This window comes from Hydrogenophaga aquatica (assembly GCF_054780915.1).
Genome location: NZ_BAAGVK010000028.1, coordinates 22,234 through 44,987 on the forward strand (window position 1 = coordinate 22,234; position 22,754 = coordinate 44,987).

Genomic DNA, 22,754 nt, shown 5'->3' on the forward strand with positions numbered 1-22,754 from the left:
CATGCGCCCACGGTTCGACCAGCGGCTGGGTGAAGTGGCCGGGCAGGCGCTGTGGCTGCTCAGCTTCGGCCTGGCGGGTGCAGTGGCCGCCCTCCTCAGCATGCTGGTGCTGCCCGCACAAGTGCGTGACGTGGTGTTGCCGGTGATGGTGTTGCCCGTGGCGGTGGTCTTCCCGTCGGCCATCGTGCTCTTCGGCTTCCTGTTTGACAGCATGCTCAAGCTGCGCAAGCGCGAGATAGCGCTGCGCCAGTCGCTACAGGACGCGCAGCAGGCTGCCAGCCTCTTCCACCACAGCCGCGACGCGATTGCCATCCTCGCGCCGGACCGCACCATCCTCGACGTCAATCCGGTCTTCTGCGAGATGAATGGCTACACCCGGGAGGAACTGGTCGGCAAGCCCAGCGAGATGGTCCGCGTGGACAGCGAAGAAGCGGAGGTGCTGTTCCACCGCATCACCGAGAAGGTCCGGCAGGACGGGCGCTGGCAGGGCGAGATCGTGCGGCGGCGCAAGAATGGCGAAACCTACGTGGCGGACGTCACGTTCGACGTGTTCTTTGCCCCGGACGGATCGGTCAAGCAGTGGGTGTCCATCAGCCGCGACGCGACGGAGTCGCGGCGCCATGCGGAGGAGCTGGCCAAGGCCGCGAGCTTCGACCCCCTTTCCGGGCTGCCAAACCGCCGCCTGCTGATGCAGGAGCTGCATGCGCTGCTGACAACACCGCGCGACCCGGCAAAACCCATCGGGGTCTGCGTGGTCGACATGGACGACTTCAAGGCCCTCAACGAGCGGCTCGGCTACACCCAGGGCGACAGCGTTCTGCGCGAACTGGCGGCGCGGGTCAAGTCGTGCCTGAAGCCTGGGGATTTCGTGGGCCGTGTCGGTGGCGACGAGTTCGTGCTGATCCTCACGCAGTGCGACGAGCCCAGCGGCGTGATCGCCCAGCTTGAGCAGGTGCGGGCCAGCCTGGGCAGGCCGTTGCAGGTGGCCGGGGCCGAGTGGCAGGTGACGTCCAGCATCGGTGTCACGCTGTACCCGGCAGACCCGTCTGATGCCGACACCCTGCTGCGCCATGCCGACCTGGCCATGTACAACGCCAAGGACAGCGGCAAGGACCGCATTTTCGTCTTCGATGCGCAGCGGGACATGCAGGCTCAGGCGCGGCGGGTGACCGTGCGGCGCATCGAGCAGGCGCTAGAGGCGGGCGAGATGCTGCTCTATTTCCAGCCCAAGATCCGTCTGGCGGATGGTGTGGTCGTGGGTGCAGAGGCTCTCGTGCGCTGGAATCACCCTGACCGGGGAGTGCTGGCGCCGGGGGCGTTTCTTGAGCAGATTCACGGCACCCCGGTGGCCCAGAAGCTTGACTACTGGGTGGTGCGCCGCGCGCTACGGCTGGTCCATGACTGGCACCGCCAGGGTGTGCTGCTGCCGGTGAGTGTCAACCTCTCGGTGGCCACGCTGGTCGAGCCGCGGTTTCTGGTCGAGGTTCGCAAACTGCTCAAGGCCTGCCCCGGCCTGCCCCGCAACTCGCTGGAAATCGAGTTGCTGGAGACAGATACCCTGGACGACCTGACGATGGTCGATTTCGTCATCCAGGACCTGGCTCAGATGGGCGTCCTGTGTTCCATCGACGATTTCGGCACCGGTTATTCATCGCTCACCTACCTGCAACGCCTGTCAGCGCAGGCCATCAAGATCGACCAGTCCTTCGTGCGCGACATGCTGGTCAACCCGAAGGACCGGGCGCTGGTAAGGGGCATCGTTGGTCTGGCCAAGGCGTTCGACAGGCTGGTGGTGGCGGAGGGGGTGGAGACCGATGCGCATGCCGCCCTGCTCAACGAGATGGGCTGCGATGTCCTGCAGGGCTATGGCATTGCCCGGCCCATGCCGCAGGAGCAGATTCTGCCTTGGGTGTCCGCTTGGCACATGCCTGAGAACTTCGTGCCCGCCTCGGTTCGCGAGTCGGCCGATGCCTTGGTCAGGCGGGTGAGCTGAGATGCCCTTGGGTCGGCCAAGGTTATGGGCCAAAGCCGTGTCAAAATGTTAACAAGCGTGCCTCTGCCATCTTTGGTTGCCGAGGTTGAACATGGAATGCTGCAAGGTGTGCATTTTTCTGGGCATCTCTAGGTGAAAGTAGAGCAGTTGCAGTTGGACAAGGTCAGAGCCCTGCTGGCGCAGGCGGGTCAGCCCATGCCGGAATGCCGGCCAGGGCAGGAAATTCCCTTTGTCCAGGCCGTGATGGATGCTCTGTGCGAGTTGTCCTCGCGCGATCCGCTCACCGGGGTGATGAACCGTCGCTCGCTGCTCATGTCGATGGAGCAGGAGCTGGACCGGGTGGCACGGTCCGGCGACGCGGCCCTGCTGCTGGTGGTGGACATCGACCATTTCAAGCGGGTCAACGATACCTACGGACACGTGGCCGGTGATGCGGTGATCCGGGCCGTCAGCCAGACGCTGCAAGGGTGCGTGCGCCCCATGGATACCATCGGGCGTTTCGGCGGCGAGGAATTCGCGGTGGTCTGCCCCAGCTGCCCGCCGGCTTTTGCAACGGTGGTGGCCGAGCGCATCCGCAGCCGCGTGGAGGCACTCGACATCCGTGTTGCCGGTGTGCCCACCATCCAGGTCACGGTCAGCTGCGGTGGCGCCTTCGCGCCCCCCTGGGTCCGAATCTCCCCACTCTCCTGGGTAGAGCGGGCCGATGCCCAGATGTACCTTGCCAAGGCTGCGGGCCGCAACACCGTTTGCATTGAACCTCAGGTCGTAAGCGAAGTCAGCGCCGAAGAAAAGGGGCTGTTGTTCGGACTGAATCCTTCAGACCCGCTTATGATCGGCGATCAGGCCGGCAAATGACGCCGGCAGACGAATCCGCAACGATGAACGTATCTTCCTCTGCCAAGACCCTGCCTGCTCCCGGGCCGTCCGGGCCGCTGTTCAGTCCGGCCAAGGGCAAGGTTGTCGCCATCACCAGCGGCAAAGGCGGGGTGGGCAAGACTTTTGTGTCTGCCAACTTGGCCGCGGCCCTGACGCGCCGTGGCTTGAAGGTGCTTGTGCTGGACGCCGACCTTGGCCTGGCCAACCTGGATGTCGTTCTGAACCTCTACCCCAAGATCACGCTGCACGACGTGTTCACGGGCAAGGCGTCTCTGGACGACGCCATCCTCAAGGCGCCGGGCGGGTTCTCCGTCATCCTGGCTGGATCCGGCCTGGTGGAATACTCCCGCCTGTCCCCCGAGGTGCGTGACGATTTCCTGAACTTGATGGGCGAGGTGGTGCCGCGTTTCGACGTTGTCCTGCTCGACACCGGGGCCGGCATTTCGGACGTGGTCCTGTTCGCGCTTTCCCTGGCGTCAGACATCCTGCTGGTGGCCACTCCCGAGCCCACCTCACTGACTGACGCCTATGCCACGATCAAGGTGCTGGCCACGCAGCAGCAGCGCCAGCAGATCCGGCTGATCGTCAACCAGTCCATCCGCCCGGGCGATGGCAAGGCCATCACCAACCAGCTCCAGGCCGTGCTCAACCGCTTCGTGGGTGTGCAGGCTGGCAGCAAGCCCGCCGAGGGGGCTGACAAACCTGCCTCGCCCACGGGGGTGCGTCTTGTCCACATGGGTGACATCCCGGCAGACCAGTCCGTCAAGGATGCGGTGATGCGCAGGCAGCTGCTGATGGTGCACACCCCCGGCTCCCCTGCCGCACTGGCTGTGGGCCAGATTGCCGGCCGGCTGGAAGAAACAGTCATCTCCCCTGACAAGGGGTGAGCATGGACTTGCCTGCTGGCCCCCCTGAGGCTGGCGCCAGCCAGGAGTCGGCAGAGGACGATTTGCGAAGCGTCTCCAACCCGACCTTGCGCGCCTTGCTTGAGCGCATGCGGCTCAAGAGCGACTTTCCCGCCATGTCGGCGCAGATCGTCAAGGTGCTTCGCATCGCCAGCAACGAGAACGAGGGCCTGAACCGCCTGACCAGCGCCATCCTGGAGGATGTCGCACTCACCCACAAGTTGCTGCGCCTGGTGAATTCGGCCCGCTATTCCCACCTGGGCGGCGACATCAGCACCGTTTCGCGCGCGGTCAGCCTGGTCGGGGTGGCCGAGGTGCGCTGCATTGCCATGAGCCTGGTGATGCTGGAGCACATGCAGGACAAGGCGCACGCGGAGCAGCTCAAGGGAGAGTTTCTGCGGGCGATGTTCGCGGGAACGCTGGCTTCCGACCTGTGCCTGTCGGCCAGCGAATATGAAGAGGCTTTTCTCGGCACGGTGTTCCAGAACCTGGGGCGCATGCTGGCAGAGTTCTACTTCCCGGACGAGGCGGCACGGGTGCGCGACATCCAGCGCGATGAGAAATGGAGCGAGGCTCAGGCTTCCAGGCGCGCGCTCGGCTTGAGCTACGAAGACCTTGGGCTGGGGGTGGCGCAGTTGTGGCGGCTTCCGCAGCAGATGCAGCGGCTGATGCGGCACAAGGAAGGGCAGCCGCCCAGCCGCATGCCTGCGGACGCCACGGAACGGCTGCGCTGGGCCGGTGCCGCGGCGCATGAATTCGCCGATGCCTTTTTGCTGCGTGACCGCCAGGCCTGGGGGGACGAACTGGAGCGCCTTGGCCGCAAATACGCCCCCTGCCTGGGCCATGACCGTGCCCGGCTGGTTGAACTGGCCCTGGCGGCGCGGACCAAGCTGGCGTCCGCCGTGCAGGCTCTGGATCTGACGGTCTCGCGCGATTCGCTGGCTTCCCGGCTGCTCGACCTGCCCGAGGCGCCAGCCGAGACCCGCGACGAGCTGGGTGACTATGCGCTGGACACGTCCAGCCCCCAGGCCGAAGCCGGTGAAGACCCGGCTGCCGGGGCGCCGCTGGCCCTGCTGGCCAGGGGGGTGCAGGAAGTCACCGAGGCCATGGTGGACGGGTTGGCGCTCAATGACGTGCTGCGAATGGTGATGGAGACCATCTACAGGGCGCTGGGCATGCAGCGGGTGGTCCTGTGCCTGAAGGATGCGACCGGCAACCAGCTCAGCGGGCGCCTTGGTCTGGGCAGCGACGCCAGCCGCGTGGCACGTGTCTTTCGTGTGCCCCTGCAGTCGGCGGACATGCTTTTCAGCGCGGTCTGCCTCAAGGGGGTGGACACACTCATTCGAGATGCCTCGGCGGTGAACGTGGTGTCGCGTCTGCCCGACTGGTACCGCCATGAGGTGAACGCGCCCGCCTTTCTGCTCCTGCCCATGCAGTTCAAAGGGGCGCCGTTCGGGCTCATCTATGCGGACCGCACGGCGGTCGACAGCGCGGGCCTGCAGGAGCAGGAACTGGCGCTGCTGCGCACATTGCGCAACCAGGCCGTGATGGCCTTCCGGCAGGCACGCTCCTGAGCCAGCACCGGGCTCACTGCCCGGCCTGTGCGCGCTGGCGCAGCACGAAGCGTTGCAGCTTGCCCGTCTCGGTGCGTGGCAGCTTGTCGACGAACTCGATTTCGCGCGGGTATTTGTAGGGTGCCAGGGTGGCCTTGACGTGTTCCTGCAACGCTTTCACCAGGGTTTGGTCGCCCGTGTGGCCGGGCCTGAGCACGCAGTAGGCCTTGACGACCATGCCCCGCTCGTCGTCAGGCCGGCCGACCACGCCGCACTCGGCCACCGCAGGGTGGCGCATGAGTGCGTCCTCCACTTCCGGGCCGCCTACGTTGTAGCCTGCGGTGATGATCATGTCATCGGCACGGGCCTGGTAGAAGAAGTACCCGTCGGCGTCCTGCACGAAGGCGTCGCCGGGATAGTTCCAGCCGCTGCGCACGTAATGCCGCTGGCGTTCGTCCTCCAGGTAACGGCAGCCGGTGGGGCCTACCACGGCCAGCTTGCCCAGCGTGCCGCGCGGCACTTCGTTGCCCTCGTCGTCCACCACCTTGGCCTGGTAGCCTGGCACTACCTTGCCGATGGCGCCCCGCCGCACGTCGCTTCCGGCAGAAGAGATGAAGATGTGGAACATCTCGGTGGCACCTATGCCATCCAGCATCTCGATGCCCGTGGCCTCTTTCCAGAGCTGGCGCGTGGCGTCGGGCAGGCCTTCGCCCGCGCTCACGCAGATGCGCAGGCTGGGGATGCCGTGCTCCCTGGCGAACGGGGCCATCTGCCGGTAGAAGGTGGGGGCGGTGTAGCACACCGTCACCCCCTGGCGGGCCAGCGTGTGCACCATGCTTTCGGGGGTGTAGGGGCCTGGCGGGAAGTACACCGACGCGCCTGCCCACATGGGAAAGATCAGCAGCCCGCCCAGACCAAAGGTGAAGGCCAGCGGGGGCGAGCCCGCCACGACGTCTTCGGGCCGCAGGCGCAGCACGTGGCGCGGCCAGGTTTCGCAGGCGGCCAGCACGTCCAGGTGGGTGTGCACCGCAGCCTTGGGCTTGCCGGTGGTGCCAGAGGTGAAGGCCAGCAGCGCGATGTCCGTCGCGGCGGTGGGGCAGGGCACGAAAGTCGGGGGCTGCCGGGATGCTCGTTCTTCCAGCGAGCCGGGCGCGTCTGCCGCGCCGTTGAAGGTGACGATGGGCAACGCGTGCTGCTGGGCCGCGCCCGCCGCCTGCAGTTCGTCCAGCAAGCGCTGGTCGCACAGCGCCACGGCGGGGCGCGCCTTGGCCAGGATGTCGCCCAGCTCCTTAGCGCGCAGCAGCGGCATGGTGGCCACCGCCACCAGCCCCGCCTTGACCACGGCCAGCCAGGCCAGCGCCATGGTGATGGAGTTGCCCCCGCGCAGCAGCACGCGGTTGCCGGGCGCCAGCGCCAGGTCGTGCACCAGCACATGGGCCATGCGGTTGACCTCGTCCAGCGCCTGGGCGTAGGTGAGCAGGCGGTCGTCACTGCGCAGCAGGGGGCGGTCGCCCCAGCCCCTGGTGTGCACGGCGTTGTCCAGCAGGCGTTCCACCAGGTTCACCTGGGGCGGGAACTGCAGTTCCGGGAGGTTGTAGACCAATTGGGGCCATTGGTCGGCCGGGGGCAGACGGTCGTGCACATAACGGTCGGTCTGTGCACTTCTGGCGGGGGCGACGTTCATGGCGGGGTCTCCTTCATGCAGGTCGCGCGGCCAGCGGCTAACGGCTGGCCTGCTGCTGTTGCTTCACTTTCCCGAGCAGGCGGTAGAGCTGTTCCATGTCGCGCGCGCTCAATCCGTCAAAGGCGTCCACGATCCAGGCTTCGTGCACGCGCGCCATGTTGGCAAAGGCTTCGTGGCCAGCGGGTGTCAGGCGCACCCGGAAGGCGCGGCGGTCCCCTTCGACGCCCTGCCTCTCCACCAGCCCCTCGGCAACCAGCTGGTCGGTGATGCCTGTCACGTTGCCGCCAGTCACCATCAACCGGTGCGAAAGCTCTTTCATCTTCAGGCCTTCGGGGTGGCGCTCCAGCTGGGCCATCAAGTCAAACCGGGGAAGGGTTGTGTCGAAATGCTCGCGCAGGCCCGAGCGGATCTTCTTCTCGATCAGCTGAGCGCAGGTCAGCAGCCGCAGCCAGAGGCGGAGCGCCTCGGGGTGCTCACTGTGCACACGGGCTTCAAGGTCGAGGAGGGGCTCCATTCGGTGGGGGAGTAGGGGGTGAAAGAGGCGGGGTGCGCGGCGTCTGATCGCCACTATTTTAGATGTGAACTATTCTGTCCGCGCCACCCTTTGCCAGGGAAGCGGGTTTACCCGCAACAGGGGGTGTGCAGCGGGCGTGGGCGTGCCACAATCGTTCCACGCCCACAAGCCAGGAAAGGAGAAGGCCATGCTCTACCGTTTCAAATCGAAGGCCACCGGAGACGTGGTGATGCTGGAGCCCAACGGCAAAAGGGTGCTGGAAATACTGGGCAAGGACCCGAGCGCGCCGGGCATCATCCTGCTGGAGCAGATGCCCTGGGCCATCGAGGCGCTGCAGGCAGCCGTGATCGAGGAAGAGGCTGAGTACGAGCGCAAGAAGCAGGAAGCCCGGGCCAACGGCGAGGACGAACCTGAACCCGAACGGGTCAGCCTGCGCATGAGGGTGGCGCCTTTCATTGAAATGCTGCACCACTCCATTCGCGAGAAGACCGAGGTGGTCTGGGGGGTCTGAGGCGATACGCCCTCAGCGTTCAACGCACAGCGTTTGCAGGAACGCCCGCAGCGACAGCCCGGGCTCGCAGCCCAGGGCGCGTGCCAGCGGGTTGGCGTGGCTGATGGTGCCGCTCTCCAGCGTGCTGCGCGCCTGCCCGATGCAGGCACTCAGGTGTGAGACGGTGCAGGCCGCCAGGCCCGCAGCTTCCAGGATGTCGAGCACGGCGATACCCGCCCTGTCCTTGCCGACCCCCGCGTCATTGAAGACGCTCAGCAGCGGGCGCGCGGTCAGCGCGTAGCGGCTGACGCTGCGCCCGCCATGCGAGCCGGACACGGCGACACAACCTTCGTCATGCCGGGTCAGTTCGGTGATCGAATCGATCACCTTCAGCGTTGGTCGAGATAGGGTCATGCCGGAAAAGAAAAAACCACCCTCATGCCGGGGCATGGGGTGGTATTTTCGCTGACCGCGAGGGGGATCAGTCGGCGAACTGTCCGGCCGCTTCGATCACTGTCTTGAGCTTGGCGGTCTGGTCGGCGACGAAGGCCTTGTGGCCGTCTGGGGTGACGCGCTTGTCGGTCACGACGATGGCGCCCAGCGCTTCCTGCTTCTTGATGAACTCAGGATCTTTCAGGGATGCCTGAAGCGCATCGTTGAGCTTCTTGACGATCGGGGCAGGCGTGCCCTTGGGGGCATACATGCCGTGCCAGATGGTCAGGTTGAAGTCCTTCAGGCCCATTTCCTGCAGGCTCGGGTAGTGCTTCAGCAGCGGGTGGCTTGCCAGCGGCTTGGGCGTGGTCACTGCGAAGGCCTTGATGCGCCCGGCCTCGATCTGGCTGGTGGTGTTGGTGGTCTGGTCGCACATCACGTCGACGGTGCCGGCAATCAGGTCGTTCATGGCGGGGGCGGTGCCGCGGTAGGCAATGGTGGCCATGGACTTGTCAAGCTTCACCGCGTATTGCCACATCAGGCCGCAGATGTGCGATGCCGAGCCCAGACCGGCGTGAGCCAGGTTGAGCTTGCCGCCGTTGGCGCGGATGTAGTTTTCAAAGTCGCGGTAGGTGTTTGCCGGCAGCTTGGGGCTGCCCACCAGGGTCATGGGCACGTCGTTGATCATGCCCAGGTACTCGAAGTCTTCGAGCGGCTTGTACTGCAGGCGGCGGTACAGACCGGCCGTGGCGGCCATGCCGATGTGCCACACCAGGATGGTGTGACCGTCGGGTGTGGCGCGCGCCACCTTGGTGGCGCCGATGGTGCCGCCCGCGCCCGCGGCGTTGTCAACGACGATCGTGGCGTTGCCCAGGTGCTTGCGCATGGTTTCCGCCAGTTGGCGGGCCACGGTGTCGGTCGGGCCGCCGGCCGCGAAGGGCACCACGAAGGTGATCGGCTTGTTCGGGAAGTCCTGAGCCATCGCGCCCACCGCGGTGGTGGCTGCCAGTGCAAAAGTGAGGAGTTTTTTCATCGGTGTCTCCGGTGTGAAACGAAAGCCCATGTTAGGTGGGCTTTCGTCCTTTTCCATACCAGAAACTACGTAGAGGAATACCCTTGGCGACAGACTTGCACGTCAGGTGCCGAACACCATATTTGGCAGAGCCAGGCTGATGGCAGGAACGTAGGTCACGATGACCAGGAACAGCAGCAGCACCAACAGCCAGGGCAGCGCGGCCTTGGTCACCTGCACCAGGTTCATGCCGGTCACGCCGCTGGTGACGAAGAGGTTCAATCCCACGGGCGGTGTGACCATGCCGATCTCCATGTTCACGACCATGATCACACCCAGGTGAATCGGGTCGATGCCGAGCTGGGTGGCGATGGGGAACAGGATGGGCGCCAGGATGAGGATGATGCCGGTGGGCTCCATGAAGTTGCCAGCGACCAGCAGGATGATGTTCACCACCAGCAGGAACATCCAGGGTGACATGCCCACGCTCATGATGTGTTCGGCAATCGTCTGGGGGATGCGCTCGGTGGTCAGCACGTGGGCGAACAGCAGCGCGTTGGCCACGATGAACATCAGCATCACGGTGGTCTTGGAGGATTCCAGGAACACTTCGGGCAGGTCTTTGAGCCCCAGGTCACGGTAGATGAACAGGGCCACGGCCAGGGCATAGACGGCGGAAACCGCTGCCGCTTCCGTCGGCGTGAAGATGCCGCCGTAGATGCCGCCCATGATGATGACCAGCAGCGCCAGGCCCCACATGGACTCCCGCAGGGTGCGGATCACCTCGGCGAACGAGGCCTTGGGTGGCGGGGTGAGCTGCAGCTGGCCTGCGCGCCACCACACGGCGAACATCAGCATGAGGCCCAGCACGATGCCAGGGATCACCCCGGCCATGAACAGGCGGCCCACCGAAACCTCCGTCACGGCCGCGTACACCACCATCACGATCGAGGGCGGGATGAGGATGCCCAGCGTGCCGGCGTTGCAGATCACGCCTGCCGCAAATTCCTTCGTGTAGCCGTTCTTGACCATGCCCGCGATCACGATGGAGCCGATGGCCACCACTGTTGCCGGGCTGGAGCCCGAGATAGCGGCAAACAGCATGCATGCGAGGATGGAGGCGATGGCCAGGCCGCCACGCAGGTGGCCGACGGCGGCGATGGCGAACTTGACCATGCGGCGCGCCACCCCGCCGGTGGACATGAGGTTGCCGGCCAGCACGAAGAACGGAATGGAGAGCAGGGTGTAGTGCTCGCTCGTCTCGAAGAGCTTGATCGACATCGATGCCAGAGAGTCCTGGCTGAAGAAGAAGATGGTCAGCAGGCTGGACAGGCCCAGGCTGATGGCCACCGGCATGCCCAGCGCCATGAAGACGAACAGGCAGGTGAAAAGGACGATCGTGGTCATGTGTTGGCCTCCTCATCTTGGGCTTTGAGCTTGAGGGCATCCGCGGCTTCGTCGGCCAGGTGCAGGCTGGTGGTGTTACCGGTGATCAGGTTCCACAGGATCTGCAGGAAGCGAAGGGCCACCAGTGTGTAGCCGATGGGCATGACGATGAGCACCTTCCAGCGTTCGACAGGCAGGTCTTCGAGTTCCACGCCGATGTCCATCATCTTGCTGACGTACTCGGTGGAGCCCGACAGCACCAGGCCGACGTACACCAGACTGAGCAGCACGGCGAGCACGGCCAGGGCCCGGCGCGGCGCGGGTGCCAGCAGGCGAACGAGGGCGTCCACACCGATGTGCGAGCCCACGCGAACGCCGTAGGAGATGCCGGCGAAGATCATGAACGCGAAGCACACGGTCGTGAGTTCAAGCGCCCAGGAAAAACCGGTGTTGAAGACGTAGCGCATGACCACCTGCACAAAGGTCAGGGCGGTCATCGCCAGCAGCATGATCGACATGATCCACTCTTCGAGCCGATCGAGGATTTTCATGGCAAGTTCCTTGAAGAAAACCCCGGGCGGGCCGGGGTTGACGGTGACGCGGCAGGGATCAGCGGTTGGCCTTGAGCGCGGCCTGGATCAGGTCGGGCCCGATCTCGCCTTCGAACTGCTTCCACACCGGCTTCATGGCTTCGCGCCAGGCCTTGAGGTGGTCGGCGTTCATGGGCAGCACGCGTGCCTTTTTGTCGCCAATGACCTGGGCGCGGAAGGTGGCGTCCTCGGCAGCGGCCACGTTGTTGCCGTACTTGATGGACTCCGTCATGGCCTCGCTCAGGCCCTTGCGGACGTCGGCGGGCAGGCCGTCCCACCACTTGGTGTTGGTGATGACCATGTAGTCCAGCACGCCATGGTTGCTTTCCATGACGTACTGCTGCACCTCATGGAACTTCTTGCTGTAGATGTTGGACCAGGGGTTCTCGGCACCATCGACCACGCCGGTCTGCAGGGCTTGGTACACCTCGGCGAAGGCCAGCTTCTGCGGGTTGGCGCCCACGGCCTTGAACTGGGCTTCCAGCACGTCGGAGGGCTGGATGCGGAACTTAAGGCCCTTGGCGTCCGACGGGGCGCCCAGCGGCTTGTTGGCCGAGAACTGCTTCATGCCGTTGTGCAGATAGCCCAGGCCGGTGATGCCCTTTTTGCTCATCGACGTCAGCAGCGCCTGGCCTTCCTTGCTGGCCTGGAAGCGGTCGACCGCGTCCAGGTTGGTGAACAGGAAGGGCAGGTCAAAGATCTGCAGCTGCTTGGTGTACTTGCCGAACTTCGCCAGCGAGGGGGCGATGATCTGCACGTCGCCCAGCAGCAGGGCTTCCATTTCCTTGCCGTCACCGAACAGTTGGCTGTTCGGGAAGATCTGCACCTCGACCTTGCCGGGCAGTTTCTTCTCGGCGAGTTCCTTGAACTTGAGCGCGGCCTGGCCCTTGGGCGTGATGTCGGCCACCACGTGGCTGTACTTGATGACGATGGGGCCGGCATGGGCGCCCAGGCCCAGAGCGAACAGGGCGGCAGCGATGGCGAATTTCAGTTTCATGAGGCGGGTCTCCTGGAGGGTGGACGGTTCTGTGTGAACGGCCCGAAGCGTAAATTCGCCCCTCACCCCTGCCAACTGTGGCGTTCAACAGTAGGGTAAACCCGAGGTCTGTCAACCGCGGGCTGTGGTGCGCACGTCGTTGATCCAGCGTGCGCCGATCCGCCGGGCCAGCTGGTCGTACACCGGCTGGGTGGCCACGCTGAGCAACTGGCGCTGCGGCTCCGTGGGCTGGTGGAGCCGCGTTTGACCGCTGACCTGAAGTTGGGCGAAGGCCTGGGCGTCTTGCGCGCCAGCGATCTGGTTGCCGAAAATCAGGGCTTCCGCCAGGCAGGAGCGGACAAGCTGCTGGTCGGTGCGCGACAGGCTGGACCAAAACCTATCTCCCGCCACGAAAACGTACCCCAGGTAGCCATGCTGTGTCAGGCTCAGGTGGGGCTGCACGCGGTGCATGCCCTGGGTCCAGAAGTTGGACAAGGGGTTTTCCGTGCCTTGCACGATACCGCGCGCCAGCGCCTCGGCGGTGGCGGTGAACGGCAGGGCGACAGGGTAGGCGCCGAGCGCGCGCATCTGCGCTGCAATCACTTCGGAGCCCTGCTGCACGCGCATGCGCAACCCTTGAAAGTCACCGGGCGCATGCAGGGGCCGGATGGCGCTCATGTGCTTGAAGCCATTGTCCAGGAAGCCCAGGCCTACCATGTCCTGGCGCCGCAGGTCATCCAGCAGCCATTGGCCGATGGGCCCATTGGTGACGCGCCTGACGTCGTCAAGACTTCGGAACAGGTAAGGCAGGTCAAAGACCTCGAATTCGGGCAGGCCCACGCGCCCCAGTTTCGACAACGAAGGGGCGAGCATTTCCACCGCGCCGCTGCGCAGGGCCTCGATCTCGTCATGGTCGCCGTACAGGCTGGCGCCGGGGTAGATGTCGACCACGATCCGGCCCTGCGAGCGTTGCAGGAGCAGCGTCTGGAACCGCAGCGCCGCCAGCCCCTTGGGCGTGTTTTCCGACACGACGTGGGACAAGCGCAGACGAAGTTCGGGGATTCGGCTCATGGCGCGAAGCGGCAGCCACGCGCCGGCCGCACACAGCAGCGTGCGCCGGGAGGTGGGCGTGGGGGTGGTCGAGCGGGGCATTCCCGCTATGCTAGCGTCAGACCCTGAACCCGCTCACCGCATGGATGCCTCCCACCCGTCCGCCGCTTTCGACTTTGAGCTGCTGCAGCGCCAGACGGCGCTGGGCGCGGGCCGGGCGCGCCGTGCCACCTGGTGGTTGCTGGGCTTGCTGGCCATGCTGGTGGCGGCGGTGGTCAACCTCGTCTATTACCTCCAGCGTTTCGAGGCCGACGAGGAGTTGCGCCGACGCACGGCCGACGTGCAATGGGTGATGCAGAGCGCGCGTTTCCACTTTCGGCGTCTGGAGGAAGACCTGCGGATGCTCGCGCAGGAGCGCGCGGGTTCGCGCGACCCGGCGGCGGGTGCAATGCCCAGCGGTGAGCATGCCGGGCAGCTGCTGCGGGAGCCGGGTGTGGTCACGGCCCACGGCTGGCTGGGCCGCCAGGCGGCAGGGGCCGGCGGCGAGGTGGGTGTGTGGCTGGCGCGGGACGGCGCGCGCAGCGCCGAGTCCCAGGCCATGCTGCAGGTGATGCTCGACGTGGCCAGCGGCCTGCATTACCCCACCTATGCCGGCCCCGTGCCCGCCACGGAAGACGAGGGCGGGGCGGTGTGGCTGGCCGTGCCTCTGTTTGACCAGGGTGAGTATGCGGGAAGTTACCTGGCGCGACTGTCGTTGCGGCAGGCCCTGGGTGTGCTGGTGCCCCAGTGGTTCCTGGCAGACCATGCCGTGGCGCTGGTGGACCCCAAGACCGAGCAGGCCAGCGTGGCGGACGCGCACGCGGCACCGGTGCTGGCCTTCCTGGAACTGCCGGGGGCCGACATCGCGCTGAAGGTGCTGCCCACTGGCTCGGTGTCGCCCACGGTGCCCCGCACCTTTTTCGTGGTGGCCATGGTGTGTCTGCTGGGCATGCTGGGCAGCCTGTACGCGCTGCGGCGCGACATGGCCAAGCGCCTGCGTGTGGAGATGGAGCTGCAGGCGCAGGTGGCGCTGCGCGTGGCGATGGAAAACGCCGCGACCATTGGCCTGCGGGCCTGGGACAGCGAGGGCCGCATCCTGTACGTCAACCGCTCGTTTTGCCGCATGGTGGGGTGGTCCCCTCATGAGTTGGTGGGGCGTCAGGCACCTTTGCCCTACTGGCCGAAGGATCAGGTCAGTGAACTGGAGCTGGTCCACCGCGAGGTGCTGGCGCAAGGCACAGAGCGCCAGGGTGTGGAGGTGCAGTTCCAGCACAAGGGTGGTCACCTGATCGATGTGCTGGTGCACGAAGCGCCTTTGCGCACGGCGGACGGCGTGCAGATCGGCTGGATGAGTTCGGTGCTGGATGTCAGCGAGCGCAAGCGGGCCGAACGGCTGGCCGCGCGCCAGCAGGAAAAGCTGGAAGCCTCGGGCCGGTTGGTGGCCATGGGTGAGGTGGCGTCCACTCTGGCGCACGAGCTGAACCAGCCCCTGGGGGCGCTGAGCGGCTTTGCCAACGGACTGATCAACCGTTTGCGGGCCGGGCGCATTGGCCTGGACGAGGTGCAGGGCGTGGCCGAGCGTATGGAGCAGCTGGCCGCCAAGGCGGGCCGGATCATCCAGCGCGTCAATGCCTTTGCGCGCCGGCGCGAGATGAGCCGCCAACCGCTGGAACTGGGTACGTTCTTGCACCGCATTCTCGACCCCATGCAGCGCCAGCAGCCCGGCCTGTGGCAGGTGCATCTGCCCAGCAAGCTCATGTGGATTGAGGCGGATGCCCTGTTGCTGGAACATGCGGTGCTGAACCTGCTGGGCAATGCCGAGCACTGGGCTGCACAGGCTGCGCGGTTGCCAACGGTGCAAGTGTCTATGAGGACTGCCCATGGTATGGCCGAGCTGGAGGTTTGTGACAGCGGGCCAGGGGTGCCAGAGGAGCAGCGTGAGCAGATTTTCAGCGCGTTCCACAGCGGCAAGGAAGGCGGTATGGGTATGGGGCTGGCCATCTGCCGTTCGGTGGTGGAAGCGCACCACGGCCAGATCGAGGTGGGAGTGTGCGACGAGTTGGGCGGTGCGCGCTTCTGCGTCAAAATACCTTTGTGCACACCCCCAAACCCCTGACCTCAGCCGCCCCTGCCATCCACGTGGTGGATGATGATGCCGATTTTCGCGACGCCTTGGCGTGGCTTTTTGATTCGCGCGGGCATCTGGTGCAGTCGTGGGATTCGGGGCAGGCCTTCCTAGACATGGCGGCCGGTGAGCGGCCCCACTGGATGCCAGCGGTCGTCCTTCTCGACATCCGTATGGAGCCGATGTCGGGGCTCAGTACCTTCGAGGCGCTCAACGCAATGGGTTGCCCCTGGCCGGTGCTGTTTCTCACAGGCCATGGCGACGTGGGCATGGCGGTGCAGACCGTCAAGAACGGCGCCTGGGATTTTCTGGAGAAACCCTTCCAGGACAACGAACTCGTTGACAAGGTGGAGGCCGCGCTTCGCAAGGTGCAGAGCGACGAGTCACGCCTGGAGCAGCGCCTGCGGCGGGCGCTGGAAAGCCTGAGCCAGCGCGAGCGCGAGGTGCTCGAACAGCTCTTGCAGGGCCACTACAACAAGAACATCGCCGACCACCTAGGCATCACACAGCGCACCGTGGAGTTTCACCGTGCCAACATCTTCGAGAAGATGGGGGTGAACTCGGCGGTGGAGCTGGCGCACCTGATGGGGCGCTTTCAGCTGAGTTCCGGGGCCCCGGCAGGGGCAGCCGACCCTCAGCGATAGGTGCGCGCGTCCTCGATGACCTTGCCGTCGTTGGGCAGGCTGGCAGGGTCCACGAAGCGCACCTGGCCGCGCAGCTTGGTCACGTCGCGGATGGCGTTTTCCAGGCCGGTGGTGAGCGTGTCGGCACGCTCGCCAGCAGCCACCTCCACCAGCAGTTCCATCTGGTCATTGGCCATTTCGCCGCTTACCACCAGGCGCGCCTTGTGCACGGCGGGGAAGCGCCGGGTCACCTCGGCCACCTGCGACGGGTGCACGAACATGCCGCGCACCTTCGTCGTCTGGTCGGCACGGCCCAGCCAACCCCGGATGCGGGTGTTGGTGCGGCCGGTGGGGCAGGCACCGGGCAGCACGGCCGACAGGTCGCCCGTGCCGAAGCGGATGAGCGGATAGGCGGGGTTGAGTACGGTCACCACCACCTCGCCCACTTCGCCCTCGGGCACCGGGTCGCCCGTGCCGGGCCGCACGATTTCCAGGATCACGCCTTCGTCAAGCACCAGGCCCTCGCGGGCAGCGGTCTCGTAGGCGATGAGGCCCACGTCGGCTGTGGCATAGCACTGGTAGCCGGTGATGCCGCGCTCGGCCAGCCAGTCGCGCAGCGAAGGCGGGAAGGCCTCGCCCGAGACCAGGGCCTTGTGGATGGACAGTTTCTGCCCGCCTTCAGCCGCCTTTTCCACCAGGATCTTGAGGAAGCTTGGTGTACCGGTGTAGGCGTTGGGGCACAGGTCGTGGATGGCGGCAAGCTGCTGCTCGGTGTTGCCCACGCCGCCGGGGATGACAGTGCAACCCAGCGCCTGGGCGCCGCTTTCCATGATCCACGCGCCGGGGGTGAGGTGGTAGCTGAAGCAGTTGTGCACCAGGTCACCGGCCTCGAAGCCTGCCGCAACCATCGCCCGGGCAGAGCGCCAGTAGTCGGCGCCTTGACCTTCGGGTTCGTAGATGGGGCCGGGTGACTGGTACACCCTGCGTGCGCCCGATGCGCGCGCAAGCCCCCGCCAGCCGATGGTGGAAAAGCAGCCGAACGGATCGCCGCCAGCGGCGCGCGAAGCCTGCTGCTGTTCCAGCAGTTCATGTTTGCGCGTCACGGGCAGCGTAGCCAGCGCGGCGCGCGTGGTGATGCTGCTGGCGTCCACGCCGGACAGGATGCGGGCCATGGCTCCGCTGTCGCGTTGTGCCTGGGCGATGTGGGCAGGCAGGGCCGCCATCAGGGCAGCCTCGCGCTCTGCAGGGGAGCGGGTTTCCAGAGCGTCTAGGTGGAGTTGGGGCATGGGAGGGCTCCCTGACAGAAAGACTGACGGTGACGAGGAGAGGAAAAAGGCGCTCAGGCCAGCCAGCGCTTGCGGCGCTTGTAGCTCTTGACGTCTTTGAAGCTCTTGCGCTCGCCGCCGCCCATGCCCAGGTAGAACTCCTTGACGTCCTCGTTGTTGCGCAGGTCGGTGGCTGCGCCGTCCATCACAATGCGGCCGCTTTCCATGATGTAGCCGTAGTCGGCGTACTTCAGCGCCATGTTGGTGTTCTGCTCGGCGATCAGGAAGGTGACCTTTTCCTTGGTGTTGAGGTCTTTCACGATCTCGAACACCTCTTCCACGATCTGCGGCGCCAGGCCCATGGAGGGCTCGTCCAGCAGCACCACGCTGGGGTTGGTCATGAGCGCGCGACCGATGGCGCACATCTGCTGCTCACCGCCCGAGGTGTAGGCCGCCTGCGAGGTGCGGCGCGTCTTCAGGCGCGGGAAGTAGGTGTAGACCTTTTCCAGGTTGGCCTCGATCTCGGCCTTGCTGGCTCGGGTGTAGGCGCCGGTCAGCAGGTTTTCCTCGATGGTGAGGTGGGCGAAGCAGTGGCGGCCTTCCATGACCTGCACCACGCCACGCTTGACCAGGTCGGCGGGTGAGAGGTTTTCGATGCGCTCACCGCGCAGCTCGATGCTGCCCTTGGTGACTTCCCCGCGCTCGCCCTTGAGCAGGTTGGAGATAGCGCGCAGCGTGGTGGTCTTGCCGGCGCCGTTGCCGCCGAGGATGGCTGCGATCTGCCCTTCGGCGACCTGCAGCGACACGCCCTTGAGCACGAGGATCACGTGGTTGTAGATGACCTCGATGCCGTTGACGTTGAGAACGATGTTGGGTGTGCTCATGGATGGAACCTTGATGGAAATGCACCGGACGACAAACCAGTCCTCGGTGCCCTGGGCTTGGCCGGGACGCCGGGGGCTGGCGGCTGGCGGAAGGCCCGCCAGCCGCTCGGTCCGCCCCTCGGGAGACGGACCGGCACCCCTCGTCAGGACTGGCAGTCCTGCGGCGTGCGGCGGGTCAGCTTCTTCTCGGCGGCGTACTTGTCGGCAGCGGCCTTGACCATCGGCTTGATGATCTGCTCGTCAGCCTGATACCAGTCGCTGGTGAACTGCCACTTGCTGCCGTCCCAGGTGTGGATGCGGGCCCAGGCGGCACCCATGTGGTCCTGGCAGCTGGTGGAGATGGGGCGCATCACGCCCTTGAAGCCCAGGCCGTCGAGCTTGGCCTGGGTCAGGTCCAGGTTCTCCAGACCCCAGCGCACCTGCTCGCCGGTCATGACCTTGCCCTTGCCGAACTTGTCCTGGGCGCGGCGCACGCCTTCCACAGCCAGCATGGCGCTCATGGCACCGCGCACGTACAGCACGGAGCCCACTTCGTCCTTGGGACCGGTGCCCTGGCCCTTGCCGTGGACTTTTTCCAGGATTTCCTTCACAAAGGCCGCGTTGGGTTCGGCACCGTGCTGCATGGTGATCGCGTTGTAGCCCTTCGCGCCTTCGCCGATGTCCTTGACATCAGGCTCTGCACCCGCCCACCACACGCCATAGATCTTGTCGCGCGGGTAGCCGGTGGCCTGGGCTTCCTTGATCAGCGTCGAGTTCATCACGCCCCAGCCCCAGTTGACCACGTAGTCCGGGCGGTCGCGGCGGATCTGCAGCCAGGTGGCCTTTTGTTCCACGCCTGGGTGCGTCACGGGCAGCAGGCTCAGCTTGAAGCCGTGCATGGCTGCGCGTTCCTGCAGGATGGGAATGGCTTCCTTGCCGAAGGGGCTGTCGTGGTAGACCAGAGCGATGTGCTTGCCCTTGAGGTTGGCTGCGCCGCCCAGCTTCTTGGCGATGTCCTGGATGATCACGTCACCGGCCACCCAGTAGGTGCCAGCCAGCGGGAAGTTCCACTTGAACACGCCACCGTCCTGCGACTCGCTGCGGCCATAGCCAGCGGTGATCAGCGGGATCTTGTCAATGGGCGCCTTCTCGGTCAGTGCGAAGGTGATGCCTGTGGACAACGGCTGGAACATCGAGGCGCCGCCATTCTTGCCTTTCAGGCGTTCGTAGCACTCCACGCCGCGGTCGGTGGCGTAGCCGGTTTCGCACTCTTCGAACGAAATCTTCACGCCATTGATGCCGCCGCGGGCATTGACCAGCTTGAGGTAGTCGACGAAACCGTTGGCCCATGGCACGCCGTTCGGCGCGTAGGCGCCCGTGCGGTACACCAGCACGGGGAAGAACTGTTCCTTGGCTTGCGCATGGGCGCTGGGAGCCACCAGGGCACCCGTCAAGGTGGTCGCTGCCACTGCAGCGGCAAGGGCGAGTGAACGAAGCTTCATGGTTTGTCTCCAGAGTAGTGGTTGAAGCGAGGGGCGGGAAATCAATAAGGGATTCAGTGCGGGAACGGCCAGATGCGCAGCTTCTGCTTGGCAATGCTCCACAGCTTGGCCAGGCCATGCGGTTCCACGATCAGGAACCACACGATCAGCGCGCCGAAGATCATGAACTCGGTGTGGGACACCGCGGCGGTGGACACCGAGATGCCAACCAGGCCGCCCACCCAGGGCAGGAACTGGTTCAGGAAGATGGGCAGCACCGTGATGAAGGCCGCACCGAAGAAGCTGCCCATGATGGAGCCCATGCCGCCGATGATGACCATGAACAGCAGCTGGAAGGAGCGGTCGATGCTGAAGGCAGCGGGTTCCCAGGAGCTCAGGTGCACGAAGCCCCACAGCGCGCCTGCGACACCGATGATGAACGAGCTGACCGCGAACGCGCTGAGCTTGGCGTACATCGGGCGGATGCCGATCACGGCGGCGGCCACGTCCATGTCGCGGATGGCCATCCACTCGCGGCCGATGGCACCGCGAACCAGGTTCTTGGCCAGCACGCCGAACACCACCAGGAAGGCGAGGCAGAACAGGTATTTTTCCAGCGGCGTGTCGATGGCCCAGCCCAGCACGTTCAGGTTGGACACCGACACCGAGCCCGAGGCGTTGTTGTTGGTGAACCAGCCGATGCGCAGGAAGGCCCAGTCACAGAAGAACTGGGCAGCCAGCGTGGCCACGGCCAGGTACAGCCCCTTCACGCGCAGGCTGGGGATGCCGAACACCAGACCCACCAGCGTGGCGAAAAAACCGCCGGAGAGCAGCGCCACGATCAGCGGCATGCCGTCGATGCGGATGTAGGTGTTGTAGGCCATGTACGCGCCCACCGCCATGAAGGCGCCCGAACCCAGCGAGATCTGGCCGCAGTAGCCCACCAGGATGTTCACGCCAATGGCGGCGAGCGACAGGATCAGGAACGGGATGAGGATGGCGCGGAAGAGGTACTCGTCCACCAGCAGCGGGATGCCGATGGCCGCGAAGGCCACGATGGCGAGGATGGCCCAGCGGTCCTGCGCGATCGGGAAGATCTGCTGGTCGGCGCGGTAGGAAGTCTTGAATTGGCCGTTTTCGCGATAAAACATGTTCTTGTCTCCTTACACGCGGTCGATGATCTTCTCTCCGAACAGACCTTGCGGCCTGAACAGCAGGAACACGAGCGCCAGCATGTAGGCGAACCAGATCTCGATGCCGCCGCCCACCATGGGGCCGATGTACACCTCGGAAAGCTTTTCACCCACGCCGATGATCAGACCGCCGATGATGGCGCCGGGTACCGAGGTGAGACCGCCCAGGATGATCACCGGCAGCGCACGCAGCGCCACGGTGGTCAGCGAGAACTGCACGCCCAGCTTGGAACCCCAGATGATCCCGGCCACCAGTGCGGTGATACCGGCCACGCACCAAACGATCACCCAGATGCGGTTGAGCGGGATGCCGATGGACTGCGCGGCCTGGTGGTCGTCGGCCACCGCACGCAGCGCCCGGCCGGTGCTGGTCTTCTGGAAGAACAGCGACAGCGCCGCCACCAGACAGGCTGCAACCACGGCGGCGATCACGTCCTCCTGGTTGATGAGCACGCCACCTTCGAACACGCTTTCAAACAGGAACACCGGGTCCTTGGGCATGCCCACGTTGATCTGGTAGATGTCGCTGCCGAAGATGGTCTGGCCCAGGCCGTCGAGGAAGTAGGTGATGCCCAGCGTGGCCATCAGCAGCGTCACGCCTTCCTGGTTGACCAGGTGGCGCAGCACCAGGCGTTCCACCAGCCAGGCCAGCACGAACATCAGCGCCGCCGCCAGGATGAAGGCGATCACGTTGCCGATGAGCTTGCCCTCAAGGCCCAGCCAGCCCGGCACCCATTCTGAAAAGCGCGCCATGGCCAGCGCTGCGAACAGCACCATCGCGCCCTGCGCAAAGTTGAACACGCCCGAGGCCTTGAAGATGAGCACGAAGCCCAGGGCCACCAGCGAATACAGCATGCCTGCCATCAGGCCGCCGAACAGGGTTTCGAGGAAAAATCCCATGATTGCTTGCTCCGTCAGTGGCTGGTGCCCAGGTAGGCGCTGATCACTTCTTCGTTGTTGCGCACTTCGTCTGGCGGTCCGTCGCCAATCTTCTTGCCGTAGTCCAGCACCACCACGCGGTCGCTGATGTCCATCACCACGCCCATGTCGTGCTCGATCAGCACGATGGTGGTGCCGAATTCGTCGTTCACGTCGAGGATGAAGCGGCACATGTCCTGCTTCTCTTCAACGTTCATGCCGGCCATGGGTTCGTCCAGCAGCAGCACCTGCGGCTCCATGGCCAGGGCACGGCCCAGGTCCACGCGCTTTTGCAGGCCGTAGGGCAGCTGGCCCACGGGGGTCTTGCGGTAGGCCTGGATCTCCAGGAAGTCGATGATGTGCTCGACCTTCTCGCGGTGCTCGATCTCCTCGCGCTCGGCAGGCCCCAGGCGCAGGGCCTGCAGGAAGAGGTTGCTCTTGATGCGCAGGTTGCGGCCGGTCATGATGTTGTCGATCACGCTCATGCCCTTGAACAGCGCCAGGTTCTGGAAGGTGCGGGCGATGCCCATCTCCGCCACCTGGCGGCTGTTCATGTGCTTGAAGGTCTGGCCCCGGAAGGTGATGGAGCCCTCCTGCGGCGAATAGACGCCGTTGATGCAGTTGAGCATGGAGCTCTTGCCCGCGCCGTTGGGGCCGATGATGGCGCGGATCTCATGCTCCTTGACGTTGAAGGAGATGTCGGTCAGCGCCTTCACGCCGCCGAAGCGCAGGCTGATGTTCTGGACGTCCAGGATGACGTCACCCACTTGCTTGTATGCCATGGTT

21 protein-coding genes are annotated in these 22,754 nt (G+C 65.3%); 7 read left to right on the top strand and 14 right to left on the bottom strand.

The window, feature by feature from the left end; translation table 11 throughout:
- Nucleotide 1 precedes the first annotated feature (1 nt).
- The 4 genes from ACYVHH_RS17965 (at nt 2) to ACYVHH_RS17980 (ending at nt 5,348) form a co-directional block, all read left to right on the top strand.
- Nucleotides 2-1,993 (top strand): putative bifunctional diguanylate cyclase/phosphodiesterase, encoded by a 1,992-nt coding sequence (locus ACYVHH_RS17965; RefSeq protein WP_460566766.1) that lies wholly within the window; start codon nt 2-4, stop codon nt 1,991-1,993.
- Nucleotides 1,994-2,146: 153 nt separating this feature from the next.
- Nucleotides 2,147-2,848: a GGDEF domain-containing protein gene (locus ACYVHH_RS17970; protein ID WP_460566768.1), complete on the top strand. Its 702-nt coding sequence runs from the start codon at nt 2,147-2,149 to the stop codon at nt 2,846-2,848.
- A 23-nt stretch (nt 2,849-2,871) separates the two neighbouring features.
- Nucleotides 2,872-3,756: a MinD/ParA family protein gene (locus ACYVHH_RS17975; RefSeq protein WP_460566770.1), complete on the top strand. Its 885-nt coding sequence runs from the start codon at nt 2,872-2,874 to the stop codon at nt 3,754-3,756.
- A gap of 2 nt (nt 3,757-3,758) precedes the next feature.
- Nucleotides 3,759-5,348: an HDOD domain-containing protein gene (locus ACYVHH_RS17980; RefSeq protein ID WP_460566772.1), complete on the top strand. Its 1,590-nt coding sequence runs from the start codon at nt 3,759-3,761 to the stop codon at nt 5,346-5,348.
- Between the two features lie 13 nt (nt 5,349-5,361).
- Here the strand turns inward: ACYVHH_RS17980 and ACYVHH_RS17985 are convergent, their stop codons facing one another.
- Both ACYVHH_RS17985 and ACYVHH_RS17990 read right to left on the bottom strand, forming a co-directional pair.
- Nucleotides 5,362-7,011: an AMP-binding protein gene (locus tag ACYVHH_RS17985; RefSeq protein ID WP_460566774.1), complete on the bottom strand. Its 1,650-nt coding sequence runs from the start codon at nt 7,009-7,011 to the stop codon at nt 5,362-5,364.
- Nucleotides 7,012-7,048: 37 nt separating this feature from the next.
- The gene (locus tag ACYVHH_RS17990; protein WP_460566775.1) at nt 7,049-7,525 is read right to left on the bottom strand and encodes a MarR family winged helix-turn-helix transcriptional regulator; all 477 of its coding nucleotides are present in this window, start codon (nt 7,523-7,525) and stop codon (nt 7,049-7,051) included.
- Between the two features lie 187 nt (nt 7,526-7,712).
- Between ACYVHH_RS17990 and ACYVHH_RS17995 the strand changes: the two genes are divergently transcribed.
- On the top strand, nt 7,713-8,036 hold the full coding sequence (locus tag ACYVHH_RS17995; RefSeq protein WP_460566777.1) for a DUF1840 domain-containing protein: 324 nt from the start codon (nt 7,713-7,715) through the stop codon (nt 8,034-8,036).
- A gap of 12 nt (nt 8,037-8,048) precedes the next feature.
- Here the strand turns inward: ACYVHH_RS17995 and ACYVHH_RS18000 are convergent, their stop codons facing one another.
- From ACYVHH_RS18000 to ACYVHH_RS18025, 6 genes are all read right to left on the bottom strand, one after another.
- On the bottom strand, nt 8,049-8,429 hold the full coding sequence (locus ACYVHH_RS18000; protein WP_460566779.1) for a hypothetical protein: 381 nt from the start codon (nt 8,427-8,429) through the stop codon (nt 8,049-8,051).
- A gap of 67 nt (nt 8,430-8,496) precedes the next feature.
- Complete coding sequence (locus ACYVHH_RS18005; protein ID WP_460566781.1) at nt 8,497-9,480, bottom strand: tripartite tricarboxylate transporter substrate-binding protein; 984 nt, start codon at nt 9,478-9,480, stop codon at nt 8,497-8,499.
- 102 nt (nt 9,481-9,582) lie between these two features.
- Nucleotides 9,583-10,866, bottom strand: coding sequence for a TRAP transporter large permease (locus ACYVHH_RS18010; protein WP_460566783.1), 1,284 nt, complete (start codon nt 10,864-10,866; stop codon nt 9,583-9,585).
- Nucleotides 10,863-11,396: a TRAP transporter small permease gene (locus ACYVHH_RS18015; RefSeq protein WP_460566785.1), complete on the bottom strand. Its 534-nt coding sequence runs from the start codon at nt 11,394-11,396 to the stop codon at nt 10,863-10,865. Before ACYVHH_RS18015 ends, ACYVHH_RS18010 begins: the two co-directional genes overlap by 4 nt.
- Nucleotides 11,397-11,454: 58 nt before the next feature.
- Nucleotides 11,455-12,432 (bottom strand): TRAP transporter substrate-binding protein, encoded by a 978-nt coding sequence (locus ACYVHH_RS18020; RefSeq protein ID WP_460566787.1) that lies wholly within the window; start codon nt 12,430-12,432, stop codon nt 11,455-11,457.
- 111 nt (nt 12,433-12,543) lie between these two features.
- Entirely contained in the window at nt 12,544-13,563 is a 1,020-nt protein-coding gene (locus ACYVHH_RS18025) for a DctP family TRAP transporter solute-binding subunit (protein WP_460566789.1), read from the bottom strand.
- A gap of 40 nt (nt 13,564-13,603) precedes the next feature.
- Here ACYVHH_RS18025 and ACYVHH_RS18030 point away from each other — a divergent pair, with 40 nt between their 5' ends.
- Together ACYVHH_RS18030 and ACYVHH_RS18035 are read left to right on the top strand one after the other, a co-directional pair.
- A complete protein-coding gene (locus ACYVHH_RS18030; protein WP_460566791.1) occupies nt 13,604-15,616 on the top strand; it encodes a two-component system sensor histidine kinase NtrB in 2,013 nt (670 codons plus the stop codon).
- Nucleotides 15,595-16,269 carry a response regulator transcription factor gene (locus ACYVHH_RS18035; RefSeq protein WP_460566793.1) on the top strand — a complete coding sequence of 225 codons (675 nt, stop codon included), beginning with the start codon at nt 15,595-15,597 and terminating at the stop codon, nt 16,267-16,269. The genes ACYVHH_RS18030 and ACYVHH_RS18035 overlap by 22 nt, the downstream gene beginning before the upstream one ends.
- On the opposite strand, the gene ACYVHH_RS18040 is transcribed toward ACYVHH_RS18035, so the two are convergent.
- The 6 genes from ACYVHH_RS18040 to ACYVHH_RS18065 all read right to left on the bottom strand — a co-directional run bounded on the left by ACYVHH_RS18040 (nt 16,260) and on the right by ACYVHH_RS18065 (nt 22,750).
- Nucleotides 16,260-17,534, bottom strand: a complete 1,275-nt coding sequence (locus ACYVHH_RS18040) for a phenylacetate--CoA ligase family protein (protein ID WP_460566795.1) — start codon at nt 17,532-17,534, stop codon at nt 16,260-16,262. The two genes, ACYVHH_RS18035 and ACYVHH_RS18040, sit on opposite strands and share 10 nt — an antisense overlap.
- 53 nt (nt 17,535-17,587) lie before the next feature.
- Entirely contained in the window at nt 17,588-18,397 is an 810-nt protein-coding gene (locus tag ACYVHH_RS18045; protein ID WP_460566797.1) for an ABC transporter ATP-binding protein, read from the bottom strand.
- A gap of 143 nt (nt 18,398-18,540) precedes the next feature.
- Nucleotides 18,541-19,878 (bottom strand): ABC transporter substrate-binding protein, encoded by a 1,338-nt coding sequence (locus ACYVHH_RS18050; RefSeq protein WP_460566799.1) that lies wholly within the window; start codon nt 19,876-19,878, stop codon nt 18,541-18,543.
- Between the two features lie 53 nt (nt 19,879-19,931).
- Complete coding sequence (locus ACYVHH_RS18055; protein ID WP_460566801.1) at nt 19,932-21,008, bottom strand: branched-chain amino acid ABC transporter permease; 1,077 nt, start codon at nt 21,006-21,008, stop codon at nt 19,932-19,934.
- A 12-nt stretch (nt 21,009-21,020) separates the two neighbouring features.
- Nucleotides 21,021-21,950, bottom strand: coding sequence for a branched-chain amino acid ABC transporter permease (locus ACYVHH_RS18060; RefSeq protein WP_460566803.1), 930 nt, complete (start codon nt 21,948-21,950; stop codon nt 21,021-21,023).
- Between the two features lie 14 nt (nt 21,951-21,964).
- Nucleotides 21,965-22,750 (bottom strand): ABC transporter ATP-binding protein, encoded by a 786-nt coding sequence (locus tag ACYVHH_RS18065; RefSeq protein ID WP_460566805.1) that lies wholly within the window; start codon nt 22,748-22,750, stop codon nt 21,965-21,967.
- Nucleotides 22,751-22,754 lie beyond the last annotated feature (4 nt).